Genomic DNA, 20,206 nt, shown 5'->3' with positions numbered 1-20,206 from the left:
CCCGAGGAACCCCGACTCCCCATGCCCAGCCACACCTTCGTCCTCAACGGGCAGCCCGTCACCGTCGAGGCCCCGGACGACATGCCCCTGCTCTGGGTGCTGCGCGACAAGCTCGGCGTCACCGGCCCCAAGTACGGCTGCGGGGTGGGCGTCTGCCGCGCCTGCACCAGCCACCTCGACGGCCAGGACTTCCAGCCCTGCACCCGCTCCGTCAAGGACTGCGCGGGCCACGCCGTCACCACCATCGAGGGCCTCGCCGACGGCGACACCCTGCACCCCGTCCAGGAGGCCTGGCTCGGCTGCGACGTCGCCCAGTGCGGGTTCTGCCAGCCGGGGCAGATCATGGCCGCGGTCGCCCTGCTGCGCCGCACCCCCAACCCGACGGACGCGGACATCGACCGGATCCAGAACGTCTGCCGCTGCGGGACCTACCCGCGCATCCGCGAGGCGATCAAGCAGGCGGCGGCCCGGCAGGCGCGCTGACCCCGGCGGGCGCACCGACCCCCGGCACACGCTCTCCGGTACGCGCTCCCCGGCAGACGCGCTCCCCGGCGGACGCGCGAAGGCCCGCCCCCTGGCCCGACCGGTCCAGACCACCTAGGCTGGCCCGACCCGTCACCCCAGGGAGGACGCATGCTGAGGCGCCGCGCACTGCTGGCACTCGCGGGCCTCGGCGGCGCGACCGCCCTGCTGCCCGCCGGCGCCGCGCAGGCCGCACCACCCCGACCGGTCGACCTGCCCGCCCCGACCAACGGGCTGCCCGTCGGCACGACGAGCCTGCACCTGGTCGACCACGACCGCCCCGACCCGTTCGCCCCCATCCCCGGCCCGCGCGAACTGATGGTGCAGCTCTGGTACCCGGCGCGCGGCGCCGCAGGCCGCCCCCGCGCCCCCTACACCACCCCCCGGGTCGCGGACGTGATCGACCGGGCCCTGCCGCTGGACCCGGGCACCATCGCCGCCGTCCGCCCCACCGCCCGGCTCGGCGCGCCGGCCCTGCCCGGGCCGCTCCCGCTGCTGCTGTTCAGTCACGGCCGCACCGGCGGGCGCAGCAACTGCACCGCTCTGGCGGAGGAGTTGGCCGCCCACGGCTACCTGGTCGCGGCCGTCGACCACACCTACGACGCCGCCGCCGTCGAGTTCCCGGACGGCCGGCTGATCCGCAGCGCCCTGCCGACGGACCCGCCCGACTGGGACGCCGCCGACCGCCTGGAGACCGCCACCCGGGTCGGCGACCTGCGCTTCGTCACCACCCGGCTGACGGCGAAGGGCTCGCCGCTGCGCGTCGACGGGCGGCGGATCGGCGTACTCGGCCACTCGATGGGCGGAGCGGCGGCGGCGGAGGCAGTGCGGCAGGACGAGCGCTTCCGGATCGGCCTCGACCTCGACGGCGGCCTGTTCGGCTCCCCGGTCCCGGACCTCGGCCTGGACCGCCCCTTCCTGCTGCTCACCGCCCTCGACGACCACGACACCTGGCGGCGCTGGCGCGAGCACCAGCAGGCCTGGGGCCGCCAGTTGCACACCCGCGGCGCCGGCCACCTCAGCTTCACCGACCTGCCGCACACCGCCCTGCCCGGCAACCTGGCCGGCCACATCCCCGCCGAGCTGTACACCACCCTGCTCGGCACCCTCGCCCCCGACCGCGCCACCGCCCTCACCCGCCGCTACGTCCGCGCCTTCGCCGACCGCTTCCTACGGGACCGCCCCGGGCCGCTCCTGGACGGCCCGTCGCCGCGCCACCCCGAGGTCGAGTTCCGCTGGAGCCGGGGGTAGGGGCACCTCCAAGGACCGCACAGGGCACGGCAGTCCGGGGAAGCTAGTGAATGTCCGCCGCCGGGTCGCGGCCGAAGAACGCGGCGAGCCGGTCGTACGGCGGGGCGTCCTCGGGCGCCGGGACCTCGGGGCCGAAGGCGTGGCGCTCCGACTCCTCGCCGCGGTACTCGGGCTTGAGCGCGCCGCGGGCCCAGTCCAGGGCGGCGAGCGCGACCTCGTGGTCCAGGCCCTCGGTGGACTGACCACTGGCCCGGGCCAAGTCCCAGCCGTGGACGGCGAATTCGGCGATCTGCTGGTCCACCGGGAAGCGGGCCGGCAGGGTGCCGACGCCGGGCACCTCCAGGGTGCCGCCGAGGTCGCCGGCGGCCCGCCAGGCGTCGACCAGTTCCTCGGCCCCGGCCTCGAAGGCGTGCAGCCAGTCCTCCTCGACCCGCTCGAAGGGCTGCGACCAGTCCGGCTGACCGCCCCGCGCCCGCACCGTGAACTGCCGCAGGTCGAACAGCAGGTGGCCGACCAGGTCGCCGACGTCCCAGGAGCGGCAGGGCGTCGGGTGGCCGGCCAGTTCGACGCCGGTGCCGTCGATCAGCCCGGCGGTCTGCGCCAGGGCCCGGGCGAGCAGTCCGATCGGGTCGTCCGCTGTGGTCATGGCACACCTCTCCGGTCGGGGCACGGGTCCTGCCGGGCGATCGTAAGCGCGAACGCCGACGACCGCCCGGCACGACACCGGACCCGCCCTGCCGGGCGTCAGGCCGCGAAGCCGCCGTCCACCGCCAGCTCGGCGCCCGTCACGTACCGGCCGTCCTCGCCCACCAGGTAGGCGACGGCGGCCGCGACCTCCGCACCGGCGCCGAAGCGGCCGAGCGCGGTGAGCTCGCGCTGGAAGTCCGCCGAGGGGCCCCCGGCCGGGTTCATGTCGGTGTCGATCGGCCCCGGGTGCACCAGGTTGGCGGTGATCCCGCGCGGACCGAGCTCCCGGGCCAGCGCCTTGGTGAGCCCGATCAGCGCGGCCTTGCTCGTCGCGTACAGCGTGGCGCCGGGGAAGGCGACCCGCTTGGCGATGCAGCTGCCGATGGTGACGATCCGCCCGCCCTCGGCCAGGTGCGCGGAGGCCGCCTGGGCGAACAGGAAGGGCGCCCGGACGTTCACCTCCAGGACCCGGTCGGCGTCGGCGTCGGTCAGCTCGCCGATCGGGCCGAGCACGCCGACGCCGGCGTTGTTCACCAGGATGTCGAGGCGCCCGAAGCGCTCGGCGACCGCCGTCACCGCGTCCCGCACGGCCTGCGGGTCGGCACTGTCCGCCCGCAGCGCCCAGCCGGTCCGGCCCATCGCGGTGATCTTCGCGGCCACCTCCTCGGCCGCCTCCGCGCCGCCCTGGTAGGTCACGACCACATCGGCGCCGTCCTCGGCGAGCCGCAGCGCGGTCGCCGCCCCGATCCCCCGGCTGCCGCCGGTCACCAGGGCCACCTTGCCGTCGAGCGCCGTCGTACCGTTCATCGTCATATCTCCAGAACTCCTCGTTCCGATCTCGGACATGACTCGATCCTGGTCTGAGGCGTTACAAACCTCCGGCGGTATTCGGACGTTGCGTTGAACCTTCAACCATGCGCCGGAATGCTTCCGCACTCCGGCGCGCGTGCCGCCCACCGGCAGTACGGGCCGACCGCCGGCCGCCCCCTCCGGTTCGGCCCGGCGGCCCGGAACGCACCGCGCCGAGCGACCGCCCCCGCACAGGGGGCAGCCGCTCGGCCGGGGTCGCGAGGCTCCGCCGGGGACCGGGTCAGTGACCCCGGCGGACAATCGGGCTCCGTCGGACGGACGGGCCCCAGGGGGCAGTCGGGCCCCAGGGGGCAGTCGGGCCCCGCCGGACGGACGGGCCCGTCAGGCGGTCGGGCTCCGTCAGGCGGTCGGGCTCCGTCAGACGGTCAGGGTCTGCCCGGGGAAGATCAGGTCCGGGTCGCCGCCGATGGTGCGCACGTTCTTGCCGTACAGGCTGTCGGTGTCGACGCCGAACTTGGCCGCGATGCCGCTGAGGGTGTCACCGCTGCGGACGGTGTAGGAGCCGGCGGTGGTGTTCGTCGCGGCGGCCGGCGCGGACTGCGCCGGCTTGGCCGACGGGCGGCCCGCGGCCGTGTCGGCGGGCTTGGCCGCGGGCTTGGCGGCCGGGGCCGACCCGGCGCCGGGCTTCGCCGCCTTCGTCGCCGGCTTGGCGGGCTTCGCGGCGGGCTTGGTGGCAGGCTTGGCCGCCGGGGCGCCCGAGCCCTTCGAGGTGTCGACGGCCGCGGGGGCGCCGCCCTTGCCCAGGCCCGCCTTCTTCGAGCAGACCGGCCAGGCGCCCGGCCCCTGCGAGGCGAGGACCTTCTCGGCGACCGCGATCTGCTGCTCCCTGCTCGCCTGGTGGGCCTGGGGGGCGTAAGCGGTGCCGCCGTACGCCTTCCAGGTGCCGGGGGAGAACTGGAGTCCGCCGTTGAAGCCGTTGCCGGTGCTGGTGCTCCAGTTCCCGCCGCTCTCGCACTGGGCGACGGCGTCCCAGGTCGAGGTGGTAGCGGCGGAGGCCGAGGTGGCCGTGACGAGGCCGGCCACCGGCAGGGCCGCGACAGCGGCGCCCGCGACGACCGCCATCCGCACGCGGTGGCGCTTGGTGGCAGTGGTGTCGGTGGCAGCGGCGGTCTCGTGACGGGGATTCATGCGGATCCTCTCGACAAGCCCCGGGCGGGCAGGCGGAACCAGGCCCGGGACACGGGCCGGTCGGTTCCGCTCACCTCACTCGACGGGCGGCCGGGCACGCGTCGGACGTGCCGTGCCGCCGTGGTCACCTCCGCTCGCCGGCGGACCGTTGGAGCCGGTCCGGTCGGCGGGCACCGCCCGTGCGCCGTGGGTCAGTCGGCGGGCGGTGCGTCGGGGTGAACCCGGGTGGCGCTCGTTGCGCCGCCACTGAAGCTAGGGGCAACCTCGGGGCGCAGCAAGCAATTCTTGGACGACGCAGGTCAGTTGACTGTTACCGGCGGTATCGATCAAGAAAGGGCGCCCGGTTCGACCAGGTTTGACGGCATTTTCAAGATCAAATGGTCAACTTCCGTGCCCTCGCTCACATCTGTCCATTCGTAACCGCCGGCACACCATCGACGCAGCGCAGTCACGTACTGACGCACCGTCACCAATCGGGCGAGGGCCCGGGGTTACACGCGCCGGCCGAGTGGCATCCGCCACACCCGGCACTCTCCGCGTTCGCGCGGATGCGCTCAGTCGCGTCCGCCGAGCTCCGCGTCCCGCGCCAGCAGGGCCGCCTGGACCCGGTTCTCGCAGCCCAGCTTGGCCAGGATCCGGCTCACGTACGTCTTCACCGTCGCCTCGCTCATGTGGATCCGGGCCCCCGCGTCCGCGTTGGACAGGCCCTCGCCGAGCAGCGCCAACACCTCCAGCTCGCGCGCGGTGAGCACCTCCAGCCGGCGCCGCGCCGCCGCGCTGCGGGCGGCCAGCGAGCCGCTGTGCCCGGCCGCCAGCGAGTCGACGATGTGCCGGGTGGCGGCCGGGGAGAGGAAGGCGTTCCCGCCGGCCGCGGCCCGGACGGCCTGGATCAGCTCGTCCGGCGCGGTGTCCTTGAGCAGGAAGCCGGCGCCGCCCTCGGTCACGGCGCGCAGGACGTTCTCGCGCTCCCCGAAGGTGGTGAGGATCAGCGCCCGCGCGCCGGGCGCGACCCTGGCCAGCTCCCCGAGCGCCGTCAGTCCGTCCATCACCGGCATCTGGATGTCCAGCAGCACCACGTCCACCCGGTGGGCCCGCGCCAGCTCCAGCGCCTCCCGGCCGTCGGCGGCCTCCGCGACCACCTCGATGTCGTCGGCGGAACCGAGGATCATCCTGATCCCGGCCCGGATCAGCGGCTCGTCGTCGGCGACGAGGACTCGGATCACGCTGGTCATTCCCCTCGGACGGTGCTTCGGCTGCGGCACCATCCTCACATCCCCGCCGTCCGGCCGACCCACCGGGACGGCAGGTCCCGACCCCTCCGCGACAGCCGGTGCCGGCCCCTCCCGGCCAGCCGGTCCCGCCTCCCGGGGTCAGCTCTTGGCGACGTACTCCTGCTTGTCCACCAGCACCCCGTCCTTGAAGCAGAAACGCGCCACGTGCTGCTCGTTCCAGCCCTCGTCGCCGGAGTCGGCCAGCAGGTGCCAGCGGCACTGCGCGCCCTCCGGCGGGGTCGGCCCGGTGCCCTTGTACTCGTCCGTGAACAAGCCGTTGCCGGCGGGGAGCTCGCCCATCACCTCGGCCTCCGCCATGCCGACCCGGATCCCGTCGTACCGCGGCTTGCTCACCGTCGCGTCCCGGGCGCCGCCGACGAAGGCCACCACCCCCCAGACCATCAGTCCCAGCACGGTCAGCCCGACCGCCACCACGCCGACCGCGCAGCCGAGCGCCGGGCTGCGCCGCTTGCGCTCCGCCCCGCCGACCGGCGGCAGGCCCTCGAACACCAGGTCGTCCGCCCCGGCCTCCGCGCCCTCCCCGGCGCCCTCCGCGCCCTCGTACGGGAGCACGGCCGCCAGCCGGAAGCCCTGCGCGGGCGTGGGCCCGGCGTGCACCATCCCGCCGACCAGCCGGGCGCGCTCCCGCAACCCGGTCAGCCCCTGACCGCCGCTGACCGCCTGTCCCGCGCCGACGCGCGCGCCCACGAGCTCCGGCGCACGCGTGTTGGTCACCTCCACCACCAGCGCGTCCGGCTCGTACCGGAGTGCGACGCCGATCGGCGCGCCGGGGGCGTGCTTGTGCGCGTTGGTGAGCGCCTCCTGCACGATCCGGTACGCCGCGTGGTCGACCGCGGCCGCCAGTGCGCGCCGCTCGCCCTCCAGGGTGAGGGCGACCTCCACCCCGGCGGCCCGGGAGGACTCCACCAGTCCGTCGATCCCCTCCACCCCGCCCCGGGCGGGCGCCCCGGCGGCCACCCCCACCGCGGGCGGCACCGCCGTCGACTCGTCGTGCAGCACCCCGACCACCTCGCGCAGCTCGCGCATCGCCGCGACCGCGGCCTCGCGCAGCACGCCGACCGCCTCCCGCTGCCGGTCGCCGAGCGTCCGGTCCACCTGCAGCGCGCCCGAGTGCACCGAGATCAGCGCCAGCTGGTGGCCCAGGCTGTCGTGCATGTCCTGGGCGATCCGGTGCCGCTCGCGCAGCCGCGCCTGGTGCACCACCATCGCCCGCTCGCGCAGCAGCTGGTCGTTGCGCTCGCGCAGCGCGACCAGCAGGGCGCGCCGCTGCGCGCGGTAGCGGCCGTAGAGCGCGGGCAGCACGGCGAGCACCAGGAAGCCGCCGAGCGACAGGCCGATCACCAGCTTCGGCGACACCGAGGCGGCGTCCTTCAGCACGCCCGTCACGGTGAACAGCACCCAGCCCGCGACGAAGGTGCCGACCAGCGCCCAGACCCGCTGGATCCTCGCCCCGGCGACCCACCCCGCGCAGATCAGCAGCAGCACCGGCCCGGCCGACCAGCCGGTCGCCGCCGCGGCCAGCAGCAGCACGGTGACCGGCAGCCCCCGCCGCAGCACCCACAGCACCGCGACACCCACCGCGACACCCACCGCGAAGGGCACCGCGAGGCCGCCCCCCGCGGCAATCTCCAGCAGCCAGGCGACCCCGCCCATCAGCACCGCGAGCGCGGCCTCGCCCGCCACCCGCCGGGGCCTCCAGGGCCCTGGCAGCGCCGTCCGTACCGCCTTCTTCCAGGCCCGCGCGATCGCATCCACCCGTCGAGGCTAACCGGCCGGCCGGAACCCGCGCCGTCCTCCTTCGTCGCCCCCGACGGCGACGAAAGTCGCCTGGTCACCCCCGGTCGCCGGGAGCGCACCCGGAGCACACGCGGATCCCCGGCCGACCCCTGCCCTGCGTCCGATCCCCGCCCGGCTACCGGCCCCGCCCGCTCCCCGCCCGGCGCCCGGCGCCCGCTCAGCCGAAGGCCGTCAGCAGCAGCGCCACGTCGTCCACCCGGCGGGTCGAGCCGACCTCGCGCAGCAGCCGATCGGCCGCCTCCTCCAGCCCCTCCCCCGCCGGGCCCCGGGCCAGCGCGGCCCGCAACCGGTCCACGCCCTGGTCGATCGACACCGCCGGGTCCTCGACCAGCCCGTCCGTGTAGAGGGCGAGCACCGCGCCGGGCCGCAACCGCAGCTCGCTGACCGGGTACTCGGCCCGCTCGTCCACCCCGAGCAGCGGCCCGCCCGCCACGTACAGCGCCTCGGTCCGCCCGCCCGGGTGGCGCAGCACCGGCGGCAGGTGCCCGGCGCGGGCGATCCGGGCGGCGCCGTCGGCGGGGGTGAGCCGGACCAGGCAGCAGCTGGCGAGCAGCCCGGGGTCGAGGTCGAGCAGCAGCCGGTTGGTGCGGGCGAGCACCTGGTCGGGCGGGTCGCCGCCGGTCGCGAAGGCCCGGACGGCGCTGCGCAGCTGCCCCATCGCGGCGGCGGCGGCGACGCTGTGCCCCTCGACGTCGCCGATCACCAGGGTGACGTCGCCGCCGGTGACGATCGCGTCGTACCAGTCGCCGCCGATCTCCATGCCCTGGGTGCCGGGCAGGTAGCGGGCGGCGATCCGGATGCCGGGCACCTCGGGGAGCCGGTGCGGCAGCAGCGCCTGCTGGAGGCCGCGCGCCAGGGCGAACTCGGCGTCGTACAGCCGGGCGCGTTCCAGGGCCTGGGCGATGAAGCCGCCGAGGGCGGTGAGCAGGCCGCGCTCCTCGACGGTGAAGGGGCGCGGCCGGTCGAAGCCGAGGATGCAGCTGCCGACCGGGCGCCCGGAGGCGATCAGCGGCAGGAAGGCCCAGGCGCCCATCTCGTCGAGGGCGAGGCCGGGGTAGGCGGCGGCGAGTTCGCGCACCGACTCGAAGAAGATCGGGGTGCCGGTGCTGAGCGTCTCCGCGCCGGGGACCCGGGCGTCGATCGGGGTGCCCTCGAAGGAGTCGAGGAAGCCGTCCGGGTAGCCGGTCTGCGAGACCAGCTGGAGCTGCTGGTCGCGCACCGTGTAGATGGCGAGTTCCTGGCCGCCGAAGGCCGGCAGGATCTCCTCGGCCACCGCCCGGCAGACGTCGCGCACGGTGACCGCCTCGGTGAGCGCGCTGGCCAGCTGCAGCAGGTGGTGGGTGCCGCCGACCCCGGTCCTGGCGGCGGGCGGCGCGGCGGCGGGCGGCCCGGCGGCGTCCGGTGCGGTGGCGTCCGGCGGGGCCTCGGCCGCGACCACCCGGCCGGTGACGCCGTGCGCGTCGGGGTAGAGCGAGAAGGCGAGCCAGCCGTCCGGCGGGCGGGCGGCCAGGAAGGCGGTGGGCCGCTGGGAGAGCAGCGCCGCCCGGTGGCGGGTCTCGTAGAAGGGGTCGGCGAGCCAGGGCAGCACGTCCCAGGGGCGGTGGCCGACCAGGTCCTCGCGGCGGGCCCGGAGCAGCGGCTCGGCGGCGCGGTTCGCGTAGCCGATCCGGCCGTCCGGGTCGAGCGAGAACACGCCCTCGGGCAGCCGCTCGACGGCGGCCGCGGCGGCGGCCAGGCTCCGGACGTCCAGCACCGCGCCGACCAGGTGGCTCCGGCCGTCGGAGATCGCCGAGGGCACCCGCGCCCACAGCTCCACCGGGTACGGGAGGCCGTCGGGCCCCAGCACCCGGACCCGCGCGGCCAGTACCTCGCCGCGCTCCAGCGCGGTCCGCGCGGCGGCCCGGAACTCCGGCAGGTCGCCGGGGGCGATCCGGCCGGTCAGCGCGGCCACCGTGCCGTCGAACTCGCCCGGCCCGAAACCGAAGATCGCACGGAACTGGGTGTCGGCGGACAGCGCCCCGGTGGCCACGTTCCAGTCGAACAGCCCGACCCGGGTGGTCGGCACCGACGGCGGCGCCAGCTCGACGACCGCCGCCTCCCCGCCCGGCTCGACCGACTGCCAGTCCTCCGCCAACTCGGCCAGCCCCGCGCCCAGTTCGGACGCGACGGCGGCCAGCTGACCGCCCGCCGGCCCCGGCACCCCGTCGTCCGAGGCGGGCCACAGCACGCTCAGCACCCCGAACCGCTCGTGCCCGTGCCCGACCGGCACGCAGGCGGACGCGAAGTCGTACGGCAGGCCGACCGCGAGCTGCGGGAAGCGCCGCATGGTGTCCTCGGTGTCGGACAGCACGATCCCGTGCCCGGTCCGGAAGCAGACCGCGACCGGCAGCGGCCCGGCGGCGGCGACCCGGCGGAACGGGCTCATCACCGACAGCGGCACCCCCGCGATCGTCCGCAGCACCAGCGACCGCCGGTCCCGCGACCGCAGGTACACCATCGCGCCGTACGCCCCGGTGGACCCGAGCACCCGGCGCACCGCCTCCGCGAGCAGCCCGTCCCGCCGGTGCCCGTCCGGCCGCGCCGGGCCCCGGCCGGACGGGGGGAGCACCGGACGCACCTCCGCGCCGGCACCGGGCTCCCCCGGCCGGTCCGGCCCGGGCCCCGCCCCGGGGGCCCCACCGGTCGCATGCGGATGGTGCATGCTCTTTTGCTACGCCGGGCCCGGAACCGTGTCAAGGCGAGCCCGCCCCGCCCCGGGCTGCCGGAGCGCCCCGCCTGCACCAGCATGGACGCCATGCCGAGCACATCCCGCCGCACCACCGTGGTCAACCTCAAGGGCCACCGCGACGACCCCGGCTACGAGGACGTCGTCTACGTCGGCCGCGCCATGCACCGCGGCGGCTGGCACCTCGCCGAGTCCGCCCTGCACTGCCCGTACCGCCCGGGCCCCGACCTGAGCCGCGAGGAGATGGTCACCGCGTACCGCGCCCACCTCCTCGCCCGCCCCGACCTCCTCGCCCTGGTCCCGCCGCTGCGCGGCCGCCGCCTGGGCTGCTGGTGCGCCCCGCTCCCCTGCCACGCCGACGTCCTCGCCGACCTCGCCGACCACCCCCCGGCGGGGCCGTGACCCCGGGCCTGTTCCCGGACCCCGCGCCCGGGCCCTGACGGGGCCCGACGGGGCCCGGCCCCGGCCCGGCCGTTCCGCGCCGGACCGTCGCGGACCTGCCAAAACGTCGGACCCGCGCACCCTCCACCGCCGCCACCGGGCGGTCGGACGGTCCGGCATCCGTTCGATATCCTCCGGACGGGTGGCGGCGCGAGGCCGCCGGTGGGGAAGCGAGAGCGTATGCAGTCGCCGTCGTCCGAGGGGGCCGCGCCCGAGGCGTCGTGGCAGTGGGACGGGGAGGAAGGCGGCGACGGCGAGGCGCCCCAGGACGTGATCGGCGGCGGCGGGGACGGGCCGCGGCTGACCAGGCGCCGCCTGCTGATCGGCGGCGGGCTGCTCGCGGCGGGCGGGGCCGCGTGGGCGTTCGGCCGTTCGGGGGCCGACGCGCCGCTGCCCTCGCCGGGGCCGCCCCGGCCGCAGCCGACCCCCCTCTCCGGGCCGACCCCGGCCTGGACCTACCGCGGCCCCGAGGCGATGACCCCGGAGCGGCTCACCGACCCGCCGAGCCGTCCCGTCTACCTCTCCAAGAACGGCCTCCAGGTCCTCGACCCGGCCCGGGGCACCGCCGCCCGGCTGCTGGTCTTCGACCCGCCGGAGACCCGGAACTGGCCGAACGACCTCGACATGCTCGGCAAGGTGGTGATCGGGCCCGACCGCCTGTTCACCACCACCTACGAGGGCCACCTCGAAGCGCGCCACTTCACCGACCCGGCCGCCGACTGGAGCCTGCCGCTGCCCGAGGGGCTCCAGGACACCACCCGCCTCACCGGCTACGACCGGGGCGTCCTCTACGGCTACTCCTGGGGCCGCCCGCGGCCGGAGGACAAGCCGCCCTTCAACCGCCTCTTCGCCCTGCGGGTCGCGGACCGGGCCCTGCTCTGGTCGGTCGGCACCGACCACGAGGAGCAGCCGGTCACCCCCGCCACCAGCACCGACGGCAACCACCTCGCCTGCGTCCGCTTCCTGGGCAACCGCGCCCTGCTGGTCGTCCGGGACGCCGCCGACGGCCGCGAACTGTGGACCGCCCCCGGCGACGAGGACCTGCGCTGGTGCACCGCCGGCACCACGAACGTCTACGTCCCCGACGGCAACGGCGGGGTCCGCGCGCTTCGCCCCGACGGCCAATCCGGCTGGACGTTCTCCCCCGCCGCCGGCGAGTCCTGGCGGGCGCTGCCGCCGGTCCCGGACGGCGGGCGGGTCTACCTCCTGCGGGACAACGGCATCGTCACCGGCCACGACGCGGCCACCGGCGCGGTCCAGTGGACCTGCCGCCTCCCGTACCTGTTGGACCGCCGCAGCCATCCGGCGGTCTCCGGGCCCACGCTGTTCGTCCCCGGGACGGCGATCGGCGGGGTCAGCGCGATCGACACCGCGACCGGCACCCTGAGCTGGACCTTCCGCGACTCCGGCCCCGGCCGGGACGTCTGGAGCCTCGCCGCCGACGCGGACCGCCTCTACGCGGGCCACGACGACATCCTGCACGCGCTCCCGCTGCACTGACCCCCGGCCGGGCCCCGGTCCGGCCCCCACCGCACCCGCCCACGGCAGGATGGCCCGATGCAGGTACGCCCGATCTCCCCCGCCAACCTCGCCGAACTGCTCGCCGACCGGATCACCGCCCTGCCCGACGCCGACGGGCGCCGGCTGCGGGTGGCCGTCGACGGCGCCGAGGCCGCCCGGCCCGGGGCGCTCGCCGACGCCCTGGTGGAGCCGCTGCGGCTGCGCGGCCGGCCCACGGTCCGGGTGTCGGCGGCCGACTTCCTGCGCCCGGCGTCGATCCGGCTGGAGTACGGGCACCACGACGCGGACGCCTTCCACGACCTCTGGCTGGACGACGGCGCCCTGCTGCGCGAGGTCCTCGACCCGCTGGAGCCGGGCGGCACCGGCGAGGTCCTGCCCTCGCTGCGCGACCCGGTCACCGACCGCTCCACCCGCGCCCCGTACACCCGGCTCCCGCCGGGCGGGGTCCTGCTGCTGGACGGCCCGCTGCTGCTCGGCCGCTGGCTGCCCCTGGATCTGACCGTCCACCTCTCCCTCACCCCGGCCGCGCTGGCCCGCCGCACCCCCGCCGACCGGCAGTGGACGCTCCCGGCCTTCGCCCGCTACGACGCCGAGACCGTCCCCGCCGAGGCCGCCGACCTGACCGTCCGGATGGACGACCCCCGCCACCCGGCCCTGGTCCAGCCCGACTGACCGCCCGGCCCGCCGCCCACCGCCCGGCCCGCCGCCCGCCGCCCGCCGCCCGGCCCACCGCCAGTCGCCAGTCGCCAGTCGCCCGCCGACCGGCCTCAGCGCCTGCCCGGGCCGGGGCGGTGCGCGGCGGCCTCCGGGGCGGGCCCGCGCTGGCAGTACGGGCACCAGAACACCGCCCGGTCCCTCGGGGGCGCGCCCTGGCGCCCGGTCGCCACGGGGGTGACGCAGCGCGGGCAGGGCCGCCCGGCCCGGCCGTAGACCCAGTGCTGGTAGCCGGGCCGGGTGTCGCCGGTGGTGATGTGGCCGGGGCGCAGCTTGTTGGCCTCCAGCATCTGCCGGGCGCGCTCCACCAGCCGGTCGGGGTGCGGCAGTCCGCCGACCTCGGTCCACGGCGTCACGCCGGCCACGAAGCACAGCTCGTTGGCGTAGACGTTGCCGATCCCGGCCAGGTTGCGCTGGTCGAGCAGGGCCTCGACGACGGGGCGGTTCGGGCGGGCGAGGAGTCGGCGGACGGCCTCGACCGGGTCCCAGTCCGGGCCGAGCAGGTCCGGGCCGAGGTGGCCGACGATCCGCCGCTCGTCGGTGGTGCGCAGCAGTTCGACGACGGGCAGCCGGTAGCCGACGGCGGTGCCCCGGTCGGTGCCGAGGACGGCGCGGATCTGCCAGGCGGGGCCGCCGGTCCACTGCTCGCCGGGGCGGTAGACCTCCCAGCGGCCGTCCATCCGCAGGTGGGTGTGCAGGGTGAGGCCGCCTTCGAGGCGGGTGAGCAGGTGCTTGCCGCGCGGGGCGACCTCCAGCACCCGGCGGCCGGCGAGGGCGGCGGTGGCGTGGGCGGGCACCCGCAGGTCGGCGCTGGTCAGCTGCTGCCCGGCGAGGGCCTCGTGCAGCCGGGCCGCGACGCGGTAGACGGAGTCACCTTCTGGCATGCCTCCATTCTCGTCCGCGCGGCGGCCCGGCGGCGCACCGGCCCCCGCCGCCTACTCGGCCGCGGCCCCGCGCTCGCGGACCACGACCACCGGGCACGGCGCGTGCTCGGTGAGGTGGCGGCTGACCGAGCCGAGCAGCACGCCGGAGAACCCGCCGAGGCCCCGGCTGCCGACGACGAGCAGCGCCGCGCCCTTGGCCGCCTCCAGCAGGGCCACGGTGGCGCTGCCGGGGGCCACCGTCTCGCTGATCCGGACGGCCGGGTCGTCGCCGACGACCTTGACGACCGTCTCGGAGAGGGTCTTGCCCGCGAGTTCCTCGGGGTTGAAGGTCTCGACGGTCGGCACGCCCGCCCCGGCCCAGCCGTAGAAGGCCGGGTACTCCCAGGCGGCGATCGCGTTGATGGTCCCGCCGACGGCCTTCGCGTAGTCGACCGCCCAGCGCAGTGCCTCCTCCGAGGCGGGCGAGCCGTCCACGCCGACGACGATCCGGGGACTGGCACTCATGGCTTGCTCCTTCGGTTGCTCCTGCTGGGTGGTGCTGCTCGGTACTACTCGGTGCTGTTGCTCGGTGCTGTTGCTCGGTGCTGCTTGATGCTGCTGCCGGGTGGTGCTGCGGGGTCCCGACCCTCCGAACATAGATCAAATCGGACATACGATCGGTATTTGCCACGCCGAAGGGGCGTAGCGCATTCAATTCGAGTGCGGCTGCCCCGCCGGACTGGGACGATGCCCCCATGCCGAGCAAGCCCCGCCGCCGCACCGGCGGCTTCGCCGAGGTCCTGTCCGCCCTGCCGCCCGGCCCGGACACCGACGGCAGGAGCGGGGCGGCGGCCGGGCCCCGCGAGTTCCCGGTGTCGGCGGGCGGCTTCCTGGACGCCGGGGGCCGCTACTGGCGGCTGGCCCGGGGCCCGCTGGAGCGGCGGCTCGCCAAGCGGCTGGCGGCCCGGGCCGACGAGATGACGCTCGGGCCCTGGGGCCGCTGGCACGAGGACTACCCGGACTGGTTCGTCCCGGTGCTGCTCACCCCCGAGGAGCGCCCGGCCGCCTGGTCGGCGGCCCTGGACGAGGACTTCCTCGCGTACGAGTTCCGGGCCGGGGACGGCCGGACGCTGCTCTACCTCGACATCTCCTGCTGACGCTTCAAGGCATCAACTCCGGTAGGCGGCCCAGGAGTTCGCCATCCGCTGGGCCTGGCCCGCGGTGAACTGGCTCATGCAGGAGTCGTAGCTGTAGTCCATGTAGTTGTGGATCGGGTCGAGCCCGGGGCCGGGGCAGGTGTCGCGGCCCTCGGGGCAGCCGTAGGCGGCGGTGCGCTCGGGCGGGGTGTCGTCCACGTAGTCGCCCGGGGAGGCGCAGCCGCCCTGGAAGGTATGGAAGAGGCCGAGCCAGTGGCCGATCTCGTGGGTGGCGGTGTTGCCCTCGTTGTAGTGGGTGGCGGTGCCGCCCGGCAGCGAGGCGTCGAGCACGACCACGCCGTCGTCGACCGGGTTCGACGTGTACGCGTTCGGGAAGGTCGACCAGCCGAGCAGGGACTGCCCGAGGCGCGCGGTGTAGAGGTTGAGGGTGCCCTGGTCGCCCTTGCGCAGGGCCGTCTTCATCGCCTTTTCGGCGGCCGAGCCGGGGGTCATGCCGGTGTACCAGGAGGCGTTGTCGGTCCAGTCGGTGCCGGCCAGTTCGAAGCGGAACGGGGTGGGGGCACTGCCCGCGCCCTGGCCGCCGTAGGTGGCGTTGAGGTGGTCGATCTGGGCGGCGACGGCGCCCTGGTCCAGGTTCCCGGAGCCGCCGGAGTGGATCACGTGGAAGTAGACCGGGACGGTGACGGCGGTGCCGGTCCGGGTGCGGTCGGCGCCGAGTCCGGCGAGCCGGTCGTCCAGGTCGGCCTGCATAGCCTGGGCCTCGGCCGGGCTGACGGCGTTCGGGTCCTCCCCGGCGTGGCCGCCGGCCGGCTTCCGGGCGGCGGCACCGGCACCGGAGAAGGCGACGGCCTCGGAGCCGTCGCACACCGTCGTCGGGGCGGCGGCGGCATGGGGCCGGGCCGGCGCGGCGAACTGGCTCAGACCGGCGGCGGCCACCAGCGCGACGGCGCAGGGGAACAGGCGGGGGGCACGCGAGCGCACCCGGGCAGTACGGCGCATCTGCGCTCCTGACGGGGGGAGTCGAGGGAGTCTCGGCCGCGCCCCGGGCCTGCTCCGGCCGGGCCCGCCGGCGCGGCGCCCGGCGTGGTGCCCGGCACGTGCCCGGCGCGGACTCGCCGAGACTACGACGCCGTGAAGTCGATCTCCCGCAGGGCGCGCGCGGCGGCCCGGTCGAGTACCACGGCGGACGCACAGCCCGCCGGCAACCGCCCGTCCCCCAGGATCCGGCGGCGCAGCCGGAGCACGCCGGCCCGGTGCCGGGCGAAGGCGTAGCGCGAGACGCCGCGCCCGCGCCGCGCCTGCCCGGCCAGCGCCTCGGCCGGGTCGACGTCGAGCACCAGCAGGTGCACCCGGCGGCCCTGCCGGGCGGCGGCACGGGCGAGCCACGCCCACACCCACGGCAGCGTGCCGCAGTCGTGCACCGCGAGCGGACCGCCGTCCAGTACGGCACGGCGCAGCCTGCGGTAGTGCGCGAGCCGGGCGACCGGGCGGTACAGGGCGTACGGGAGGCGGCCGGGCAGCCGGGCCGCGTACTCCTCGCGGACCAGCTGGGAGTCGACCAGCGGGGCCCGGACGCAGCGGCGCATCAGGGTGCTCTTGCCGCTGCCGGGCAGGCCGGTGACGACCAGCAGGTCCCCGGCGGGGTAGCGCAGGGCGGCCGGGCCGGGGCCGCGCAGCTCGTGCAGGGCGGGCGGGTCGTGCGGCGGGGGCAGGACGACCCGTTCCCCGGCGGTGCGCGGCGGCGGCACCCTCGGCTCCGCCGCCCGCGCCGTTCTCGTCCCGCTCACCGGTGCTCCCCCCGCCGTTCCCTCCTCAGGAGCATGGCGCATTCCCAAGAGCGAGTAAAGGGCGGAGGTCGGAGCGGGTACGGGCGGCCGCCCCGACCGGGCCCGGGCCCGTGGCGGGCACGGGCGCGGTCGGAGGCGGCCGCCGGCTCCGACCGTCAGCCGAGCTGCGGGGCGATCCGGGAGGCGATCAGCTCCAGGTGGTCGAGGTCGTCCAGGTCGAGGATCTGGAGGTAGATCCGCTCGCTGCCGACGGCCGCGAACCGGCCGATCCTGTCGGCCACCTCGTCCGGGGTGCCGGCCAGGCCGTTGGCCTTCAGCTCGTCGACGTCTCGGCCGATGACGGCGGCCCGGCGGGCCACCTCGGCGTCGTCCCGGCCGACACAGGCGACCAGGGCGTTGGAGTAGACCAGGTCACCGGCCGAGCGCCCGGCCTGCTCGACGGCGGCGCGGACCCGGCCGAACTGGGCGGCCGAGTCGTCCACCGAGGCGAACGGCAGGTTGAACTCGTCGGCGAAGCGGGCGGCCAGGGCCGGGGTCCGCTTCGGGCCGAGGCCGCCGACCAGCACCGGGATGCGCTCCTGGGCGGGCTTGGGCAGCGCGGGCGAGTCGGTCAGGGTGTAGTACTCCCCGGCGAAGTCGAAGGTGTCGCCGAGCTTGGTGTTCCACAGCCCGGTGATGATCGCCAGCTGCTCCTCCAGCCGCCCGAACTTCTCCTTGGGGAAGGGGATGCCGTAGGCGGTGTGCTCGGCCTCGTACCAGCCGGCGCCGAGGCCGAACTCGACCCGGCCGCCGCTCATCGCGTCGACCTGGGCGACCTGGATCGCGGTGACGCCCGGCAGCCGGAAGGTGGCGGCGGTCATCAGGGTCCCGAGGCGGATGGTGCGGGTGTCGCGGGCGAGGCCGGCCAGGGTGATCCAGGCGTCGGTGGGCCCCGGCAGGCCGTCGACGTCGCCCATCTTCAGGTAGTGGTCGGAGCGGAAGAAGGCGCTGAAGGCCCCGAGCTCCTCGGCGGTGCGGGCGACCTTCAGGAGGGTGTCGTAGCTCGCGCCCTGCTGCGGTTCGGTGAAGATGCGGAGATCCATGCGGGCCATTCTGGTACGGACCGCCCCGCCCGTGAACGCAGGGAACCGGCCGGACCACGGAACGTACCGGGCACCCGCCGCGGGTGGCCAAGGTCTCAGCACGGAACCGTCACAGCCGCCCGTTCCCGCCCCCGGGCTCGCCTACGGTGGACGGATGTTCGCGACCCCCGACGAATCGTTCCGGCACTCCCCCGACGAGCCGGCCGGCTGCCCGCTGCCCGGCATCGTCGCGGCCTTCACGCCGCGGCTGGCCGAATTCGCCTTCGAGCCCGGCTTCGTCGCGGCGGTCGACCAGCACGCGGCGATGCTGCGCGAACTGCTGTACGCGCAGGGGCCGGAGCTCGCGCCCCGGCCCCTGGACCGTGAGGAACTGTCGGACTACGCGCTGGGCTTCCTGGACGCGCTCACCGAGATCGGCTGGCGCGAACCGGTCGGCTACGACTACGCCGTGCTCCGGCTCACCGCCATCTGCTGGCTGGTGCGCGACCAGGGCCTGCTGGGGGTCTGACCGCTCCTCCCCGTCACCGCCGCCGGTGACCGCCGGCCCGCGTCACCTGGTCTCACCGGGGTCGATCCCCGGAGCCGGCGGAGCGCCCGGGCCGGTCTGGGTCGTCGGCCGGACCGGCTGGTTGGACAGCGCGTCCGAGCGGCCGGCCTGGTACGCGTTGCCGCGCAGTCGGGCGGTCTCCTGCTCCGCGCTGTCCAGCCACCGCTCCCAGCGCTGGCGCATCGGGATGATCAGACCGCCGCCGACACCGACCACCAGCACACCGGCCACGGTGGCGAGCGCCGCGATCAGCACCGGCCCGGTGATCGCGGTGGCGATCCCGGCCTGGCCCAGCGCGGCGATCACACCGAGCGCCACGATGAAGCCCCACACCAGCGTGGAGACGGTCCGGCCGTACGAGGCGCCGGAGAGCGAGCTGCCCACGATGTCGCGCACACCGTTGGCGATGGCCATCGCGACGACCACGATGACGACGGCGACGATCGCCCTGGGCAGCCAGGCGACGATGCTGTGGATCATCACGCTGATCGGGTTCGGGCCGAAGACGCCGAACGCCAGCTGCAGCGCCATCAGCAGGATGATGTAGTAGACGACCTTGCAGACGATCCCGGTCATGTCGTACTTCGAGCCGCTCAGCCGGGCGGCCAGACCGGAGCGCTCCGCGACCCGTTCCGAACCGACCCGGCGCAGCACCCGGTCGAGCACCTTGGCGATGGCCTTGGCCACGAACCAGCCGATGACCAGGATCGCCAGGAAGGCGATGAACTGCGGAATGACCTTCGCGATCTTGGACCAGGCCTGGGTGAAGCCAGACCCGAAGTCGACCGACAGTGCGAGCTGCTGAGCCACGGAGTCCTCCACTCGATGACACGGCGCCACGAGCGGGCGCGGGCGGCCCCCCACCCTCTGTGGATAGCAGGCCCCCGCCCGGACCGCGCGCGCCCGGTGTCCGGGATGGTTCCCTCGGGTGAACGGTCCGGCCGTCCGCACGCGTACAGTGGCGGTCCTGAGGACTCTCGGCGGGGGCTCGACGGACGGGACGGTGCGGCAGTGAGCGGTACGGCGGCGGACAGCGCGGTGGGGCACCCGGCGCTGCACTGGCGGACCCGCCCGGACCGGGCGACGGCCGCCGTCCTGGTGCTGCACGGCGGCGAGGAGGACAACCTCGCCCGGCCCGGCCGGCTCAACCTCCCCCTGCTGCGGATGCGCGGCTTCCTGCGCGCGCTGACCAAGGCCACCGCGGACGCCGGCGTAGCCGTCGGCACCGTCCGCTACCGCCACCGCGGCTGGAACGGCCCGCGCGCCGACGCCGCCCGGGACGCGCTCACCGCCCTCGACGAACTCACCGCCGACCTCGGCCCGGTCCCCACCGTCCTCATCGGCCACTCGATGGGCGGCCGCGCCGCGCTCCGGGCCGGCGGGCACCCCACCGTCACCGGCCTGGTCGCCCTCGCCCCCTGGTGCCCGGCCGAGGACCCCTGCGAACAGCTCGCCGGCCGTGACGTCCTCCTGCTGCACGGCGACCGCGACACCGTCACCGCGCCCGCCGACACCCGCGCCTTCGCCGCCCGCAGCCGCGCCGCCGGCGCCCGCGTCTGCGGCTACACCGTCACCGGCAGCGGCCACGCCATGCTGCAACGCGTCCCGGACTGGCACCGCGCCACCACCCGCCTGACCACCGCCCTGCTCGGCCTCCACCCCCTCCCCGCCGAGACCGCCTCCGCGCTGGCCCTGCCCCCCGCCTCACCGGAAGCCCTCACCCTCCCGCTCCCCCGCCAGCCCCGCCGCACCCCGGCCCTGCCGACCAACCCCTGACGCCCGGCACCGCCGCAAGACCGTTCGGCGGGAACCGAATCCTCGG

At 76.1% G+C, this 20,206-nt stretch carries 20 protein-coding genes; 8 read left to right on the top strand and 12 right to left on the bottom strand.

All coding sequences use genetic code 11. The features are described 5' to 3' along the window. The first annotated feature begins 21 nt into the window (after window positions 1–21). On the top strand, window positions 22–483 hold the full coding sequence (locus ACFQ6N_RS27365) for a (2Fe-2S)-binding protein (RefSeq protein ID WP_380654310.1): 462 nt from the start codon (window positions 22–24) through the stop codon (window positions 481–483). Between the two features lie 150 nt (window positions 484–633). Continuing rightward, the gene (locus tag ACFQ6N_RS27360; RefSeq protein ID WP_380654308.1) at window positions 634–1,773 is read left to right on the top strand and encodes an alpha/beta hydrolase; all 1,140 of its coding nucleotides are present in this window, start codon (window positions 634–636) and stop codon (window positions 1,771–1,773) included. A 43-nt stretch (window positions 1,774–1,816) separates the two neighbouring features. Here ACFQ6N_RS27360 and ACFQ6N_RS27355 read toward each other — a convergent pair whose 3' ends face one another. The 6 genes from ACFQ6N_RS27355 to ACFQ6N_RS27330 form a co-directional block, all read right to left on the bottom strand. Beyond that, window positions 1,817–2,419: a TIGR03086 family metal-binding protein gene (locus ACFQ6N_RS27355; protein ID WP_380654306.1), complete on the bottom strand. Its 603-nt coding sequence runs from the start codon at window positions 2,417–2,419 to the stop codon at window positions 1,817–1,819. Between the two features lie 98 nt (window positions 2,420–2,517). Continuing rightward, on the bottom strand, window positions 2,518–3,273 hold the full coding sequence (locus tag ACFQ6N_RS27350) for an SDR family NAD(P)-dependent oxidoreductase (RefSeq protein WP_380654304.1): 756 nt from the start codon (window positions 3,271–3,273) through the stop codon (window positions 2,518–2,520). A 414-nt stretch (window positions 3,274–3,687) separates the two neighbouring features. Beyond that, on the bottom strand, window positions 3,688–4,458 hold the full coding sequence (locus ACFQ6N_RS27345) for a transglycosylase family protein (protein ID WP_380654302.1): 771 nt from the start codon (window positions 4,456–4,458) through the stop codon (window positions 3,688–3,690). A gap of 554 nt (window positions 4,459–5,012) precedes the next feature. Further along, window positions 5,013–5,681 (bottom strand): response regulator, encoded by a 669-nt coding sequence (locus tag ACFQ6N_RS27340; protein ID WP_380654342.1) that lies wholly within the window; start codon window positions 5,679–5,681, stop codon window positions 5,013–5,015. A gap of 147 nt (window positions 5,682–5,828) precedes the next feature. After that, window positions 5,829–7,505, bottom strand: a complete 1,677-nt coding sequence (locus ACFQ6N_RS27335; RefSeq protein ID WP_380654300.1) for a sensor histidine kinase — start codon at window positions 7,503–7,505, stop codon at window positions 5,829–5,831. Between the two features lie 199 nt (window positions 7,506–7,704). Then, the gene (locus ACFQ6N_RS27330) at window positions 7,705–10,155 is read right to left on the bottom strand and encodes a SpoIIE family protein phosphatase (RefSeq protein ID WP_380654298.1); all 2,451 of its coding nucleotides are present in this window, start codon (window positions 10,153–10,155) and stop codon (window positions 7,705–7,707) included. 186 nt (window positions 10,156–10,341) lie between these two features. Between ACFQ6N_RS27330 and ACFQ6N_RS27325 the strand changes: the two genes are divergently transcribed. The 3 genes from ACFQ6N_RS27325 to ACFQ6N_RS27315 all read left to right on the top strand — a co-directional run bounded on the left by ACFQ6N_RS27325 (window position 10,342) and on the right by ACFQ6N_RS27315 (window position 12,906). Further along, window positions 10,342–10,674 (top strand): DUF4326 domain-containing protein, encoded by a 333-nt coding sequence (locus tag ACFQ6N_RS27325; RefSeq protein ID WP_380654295.1) that lies wholly within the window; start codon window positions 10,342–10,344, stop codon window positions 10,672–10,674. A 219-nt stretch (window positions 10,675–10,893) separates the two neighbouring features. Beyond that, window positions 10,894–12,213 (top strand): PQQ-binding-like beta-propeller repeat protein, encoded by a 1,320-nt coding sequence (locus ACFQ6N_RS27320; protein ID WP_380654293.1) that lies wholly within the window; start codon window positions 10,894–10,896, stop codon window positions 12,211–12,213. 57 nt (window positions 12,214–12,270) lie between these two features. After that, window positions 12,271–12,906: a uridine kinase gene (locus ACFQ6N_RS27315; RefSeq protein ID WP_380654290.1), complete on the top strand. Its 636-nt coding sequence runs from the start codon at window positions 12,271–12,273 to the stop codon at window positions 12,904–12,906. A gap of 95 nt (window positions 12,907–13,001) precedes the next feature. Here the strand turns inward: ACFQ6N_RS27315 and ACFQ6N_RS27310 are convergent, their stop codons facing one another. Both ACFQ6N_RS27310 and ACFQ6N_RS27305 read right to left on the bottom strand, forming a co-directional pair. Next, complete coding sequence (locus ACFQ6N_RS27310; RefSeq protein WP_380654287.1) at window positions 13,002–13,832, bottom strand: DNA-formamidopyrimidine glycosylase family protein; 831 nt, start codon at window positions 13,830–13,832, stop codon at window positions 13,002–13,004. Between the two features lie 51 nt (window positions 13,833–13,883). Further along, entirely contained in the window at window positions 13,884–14,336 is a 453-nt protein-coding gene (locus ACFQ6N_RS27305) for a universal stress protein (RefSeq protein ID WP_380654284.1), read from the bottom strand. Between the two features lie 230 nt (window positions 14,337–14,566). On the opposite strand from ACFQ6N_RS27305, the gene ACFQ6N_RS27300 reads away from it, so the two are divergent. Further along, window positions 14,567–14,968, top strand: a complete 402-nt coding sequence (locus tag ACFQ6N_RS27300) for a hypothetical protein (RefSeq protein WP_380654281.1) — start codon at window positions 14,567–14,569, stop codon at window positions 14,966–14,968. A 12-nt stretch (window positions 14,969–14,980) separates the two neighbouring features. Here the strand turns inward: ACFQ6N_RS27300 and ACFQ6N_RS27295 are convergent, their stop codons facing one another. The 3 genes from ACFQ6N_RS27295 to ACFQ6N_RS27285 all read right to left on the bottom strand — a co-directional run bounded on the left by ACFQ6N_RS27295 (window position 14,981) and on the right by ACFQ6N_RS27285 (window position 17,837). Further along, window positions 14,981–15,967 (bottom strand): zinc metalloprotease, encoded by a 987-nt coding sequence (locus ACFQ6N_RS27295; protein WP_380654278.1) that lies wholly within the window; start codon window positions 15,965–15,967, stop codon window positions 14,981–14,983. 122 nt (window positions 15,968–16,089) lie between these two features. Beyond that, window positions 16,090–16,797 carry an AAA family ATPase gene (locus tag ACFQ6N_RS27290; protein ID WP_380654275.1) on the bottom strand — a complete coding sequence of 236 codons (708 nt, stop codon included), beginning with the start codon at window positions 16,795–16,797 and terminating at the stop codon, window positions 16,090–16,092. 113 nt (window positions 16,798–16,910) lie between these two features. Beyond that, window positions 16,911–17,837, bottom strand: coding sequence for an LLM class F420-dependent oxidoreductase (locus ACFQ6N_RS27285; protein ID WP_380654272.1), 927 nt, complete (start codon window positions 17,835–17,837; stop codon window positions 16,911–16,913). A gap of 154 nt (window positions 17,838–17,991) precedes the next feature. Here ACFQ6N_RS27285 and ACFQ6N_RS27280 point away from each other — a divergent pair, with 154 nt between their 5' ends. Beyond that, a complete protein-coding gene (locus ACFQ6N_RS27280; protein WP_380654270.1) occupies window positions 17,992–18,345 on the top strand; it encodes a DUF6401 family natural product biosynthesis protein in 354 nt (117 codons plus the stop codon). 42 nt (window positions 18,346–18,387) lie between these two features. Here the strand turns inward: ACFQ6N_RS27280 and ACFQ6N_RS27275 are convergent, their stop codons facing one another. After that, window positions 18,388–19,194 (bottom strand): hypothetical protein, encoded by an 807-nt coding sequence (locus tag ACFQ6N_RS27275; RefSeq protein WP_380654268.1) that lies wholly within the window; start codon window positions 19,192–19,194, stop codon window positions 18,388–18,390. Window positions 19,195–19,395: 201 nt separating this feature from the next. On the opposite strand from ACFQ6N_RS27275, the gene ACFQ6N_RS27270 reads away from it, so the two are divergent. Next, window positions 19,396–20,160, top strand: a complete 765-nt coding sequence (locus ACFQ6N_RS27270; protein ID WP_380654266.1) for an alpha/beta hydrolase — start codon at window positions 19,396–19,398, stop codon at window positions 20,158–20,160. Window positions 20,161–20,206: the final 46 nt, after the last annotated feature.

Source organism: Kitasatospora sp. NPDC056446, from assembly GCF_042796115.1.
Lineage (GTDB): Bacteria > Actinomycetota > Actinomycetes > Streptomycetales > Streptomycetaceae > Kitasatospora.
This window is presented reverse-complemented; position numbering and strand designations above follow the sequence as displayed.

Coding starts and splice junctions, on each gene's coding strand:
- ACFQ6N_RS27365 (WP_380654310.1), top strand. CDS start 22: ATGCCCAGCCACACCTTCGTCCTCAACGGGCAGCCCGTCACCGTCGAG.
- ACFQ6N_RS27305 (WP_380654284.1), bottom strand. CDS start 14,336: ATGAGTGCCAGTCCCCGGATCGTCGTCGGCGTGGACGGCTCGCCCGCC.
- ACFQ6N_RS27310 (WP_380654287.1), bottom strand. CDS start 13,832: ATGCCAGAAGGTGACTCCGTCTACCGCGTCGCGGCCCGGCTGCACGAG.
- ACFQ6N_RS27360 (WP_380654308.1), top strand. CDS start 634: ATGCTGAGGCGCCGCGCACTGCTGGCACTCGCGGGCCTCGGCGGCGCG.
- ACFQ6N_RS27285 (WP_380654272.1), bottom strand. CDS start 17,837: ATGGATCTCCGCATCTTCACCGAACCGCAGCAGGGCGCGAGCTACGAC.
- ACFQ6N_RS27315 (WP_380654290.1), top strand. CDS start 12,271: ATGCAGGTACGCCCGATCTCCCCCGCCAACCTCGCCGAACTGCTCGCC.
- ACFQ6N_RS27290 (WP_380654275.1), bottom strand. CDS start 16,797: ATGCGCCATGCTCCTGAGGAGGGAACGGCGGGGGGAGCACCGGTGAGC.
- ACFQ6N_RS27280 (WP_380654270.1), top strand. CDS start 17,992: ATGTTCGCGACCCCCGACGAATCGTTCCGGCACTCCCCCGACGAGCCG.
- ACFQ6N_RS27295 (WP_380654278.1), bottom strand. CDS start 15,967: ATGCGCCGTACTGCCCGGGTGCGCTCGCGTGCCCCCCGCCTGTTCCCC.
- ACFQ6N_RS27355 (WP_380654306.1), bottom strand. CDS start 2,419: ATGACCACAGCGGACGACCCGATCGGACTGCTCGCCCGGGCCCTGGCG.
- ACFQ6N_RS27320 (WP_380654293.1), top strand. CDS start 10,894: ATGCAGTCGCCGTCGTCCGAGGGGGCCGCGCCCGAGGCGTCGTGGCAG.
- ACFQ6N_RS27345 (WP_380654302.1), bottom strand. CDS start 4,458: ATGAATCCCCGTCACGAGACCGCCGCTGCCACCGACACCACTGCCACC.
- ACFQ6N_RS27350 (WP_380654304.1), bottom strand. CDS start 3,273: ATGACGATGAACGGTACGACGGCGCTCGACGGCAAGGTGGCCCTGGTG.
- ACFQ6N_RS27300 (WP_380654281.1), top strand. CDS start 14,567: ATGCCGAGCAAGCCCCGCCGCCGCACCGGCGGCTTCGCCGAGGTCCTG.
- ACFQ6N_RS27325 (WP_380654295.1), top strand. CDS start 10,342: ATGCCGAGCACATCCCGCCGCACCACCGTGGTCAACCTCAAGGGCCAC.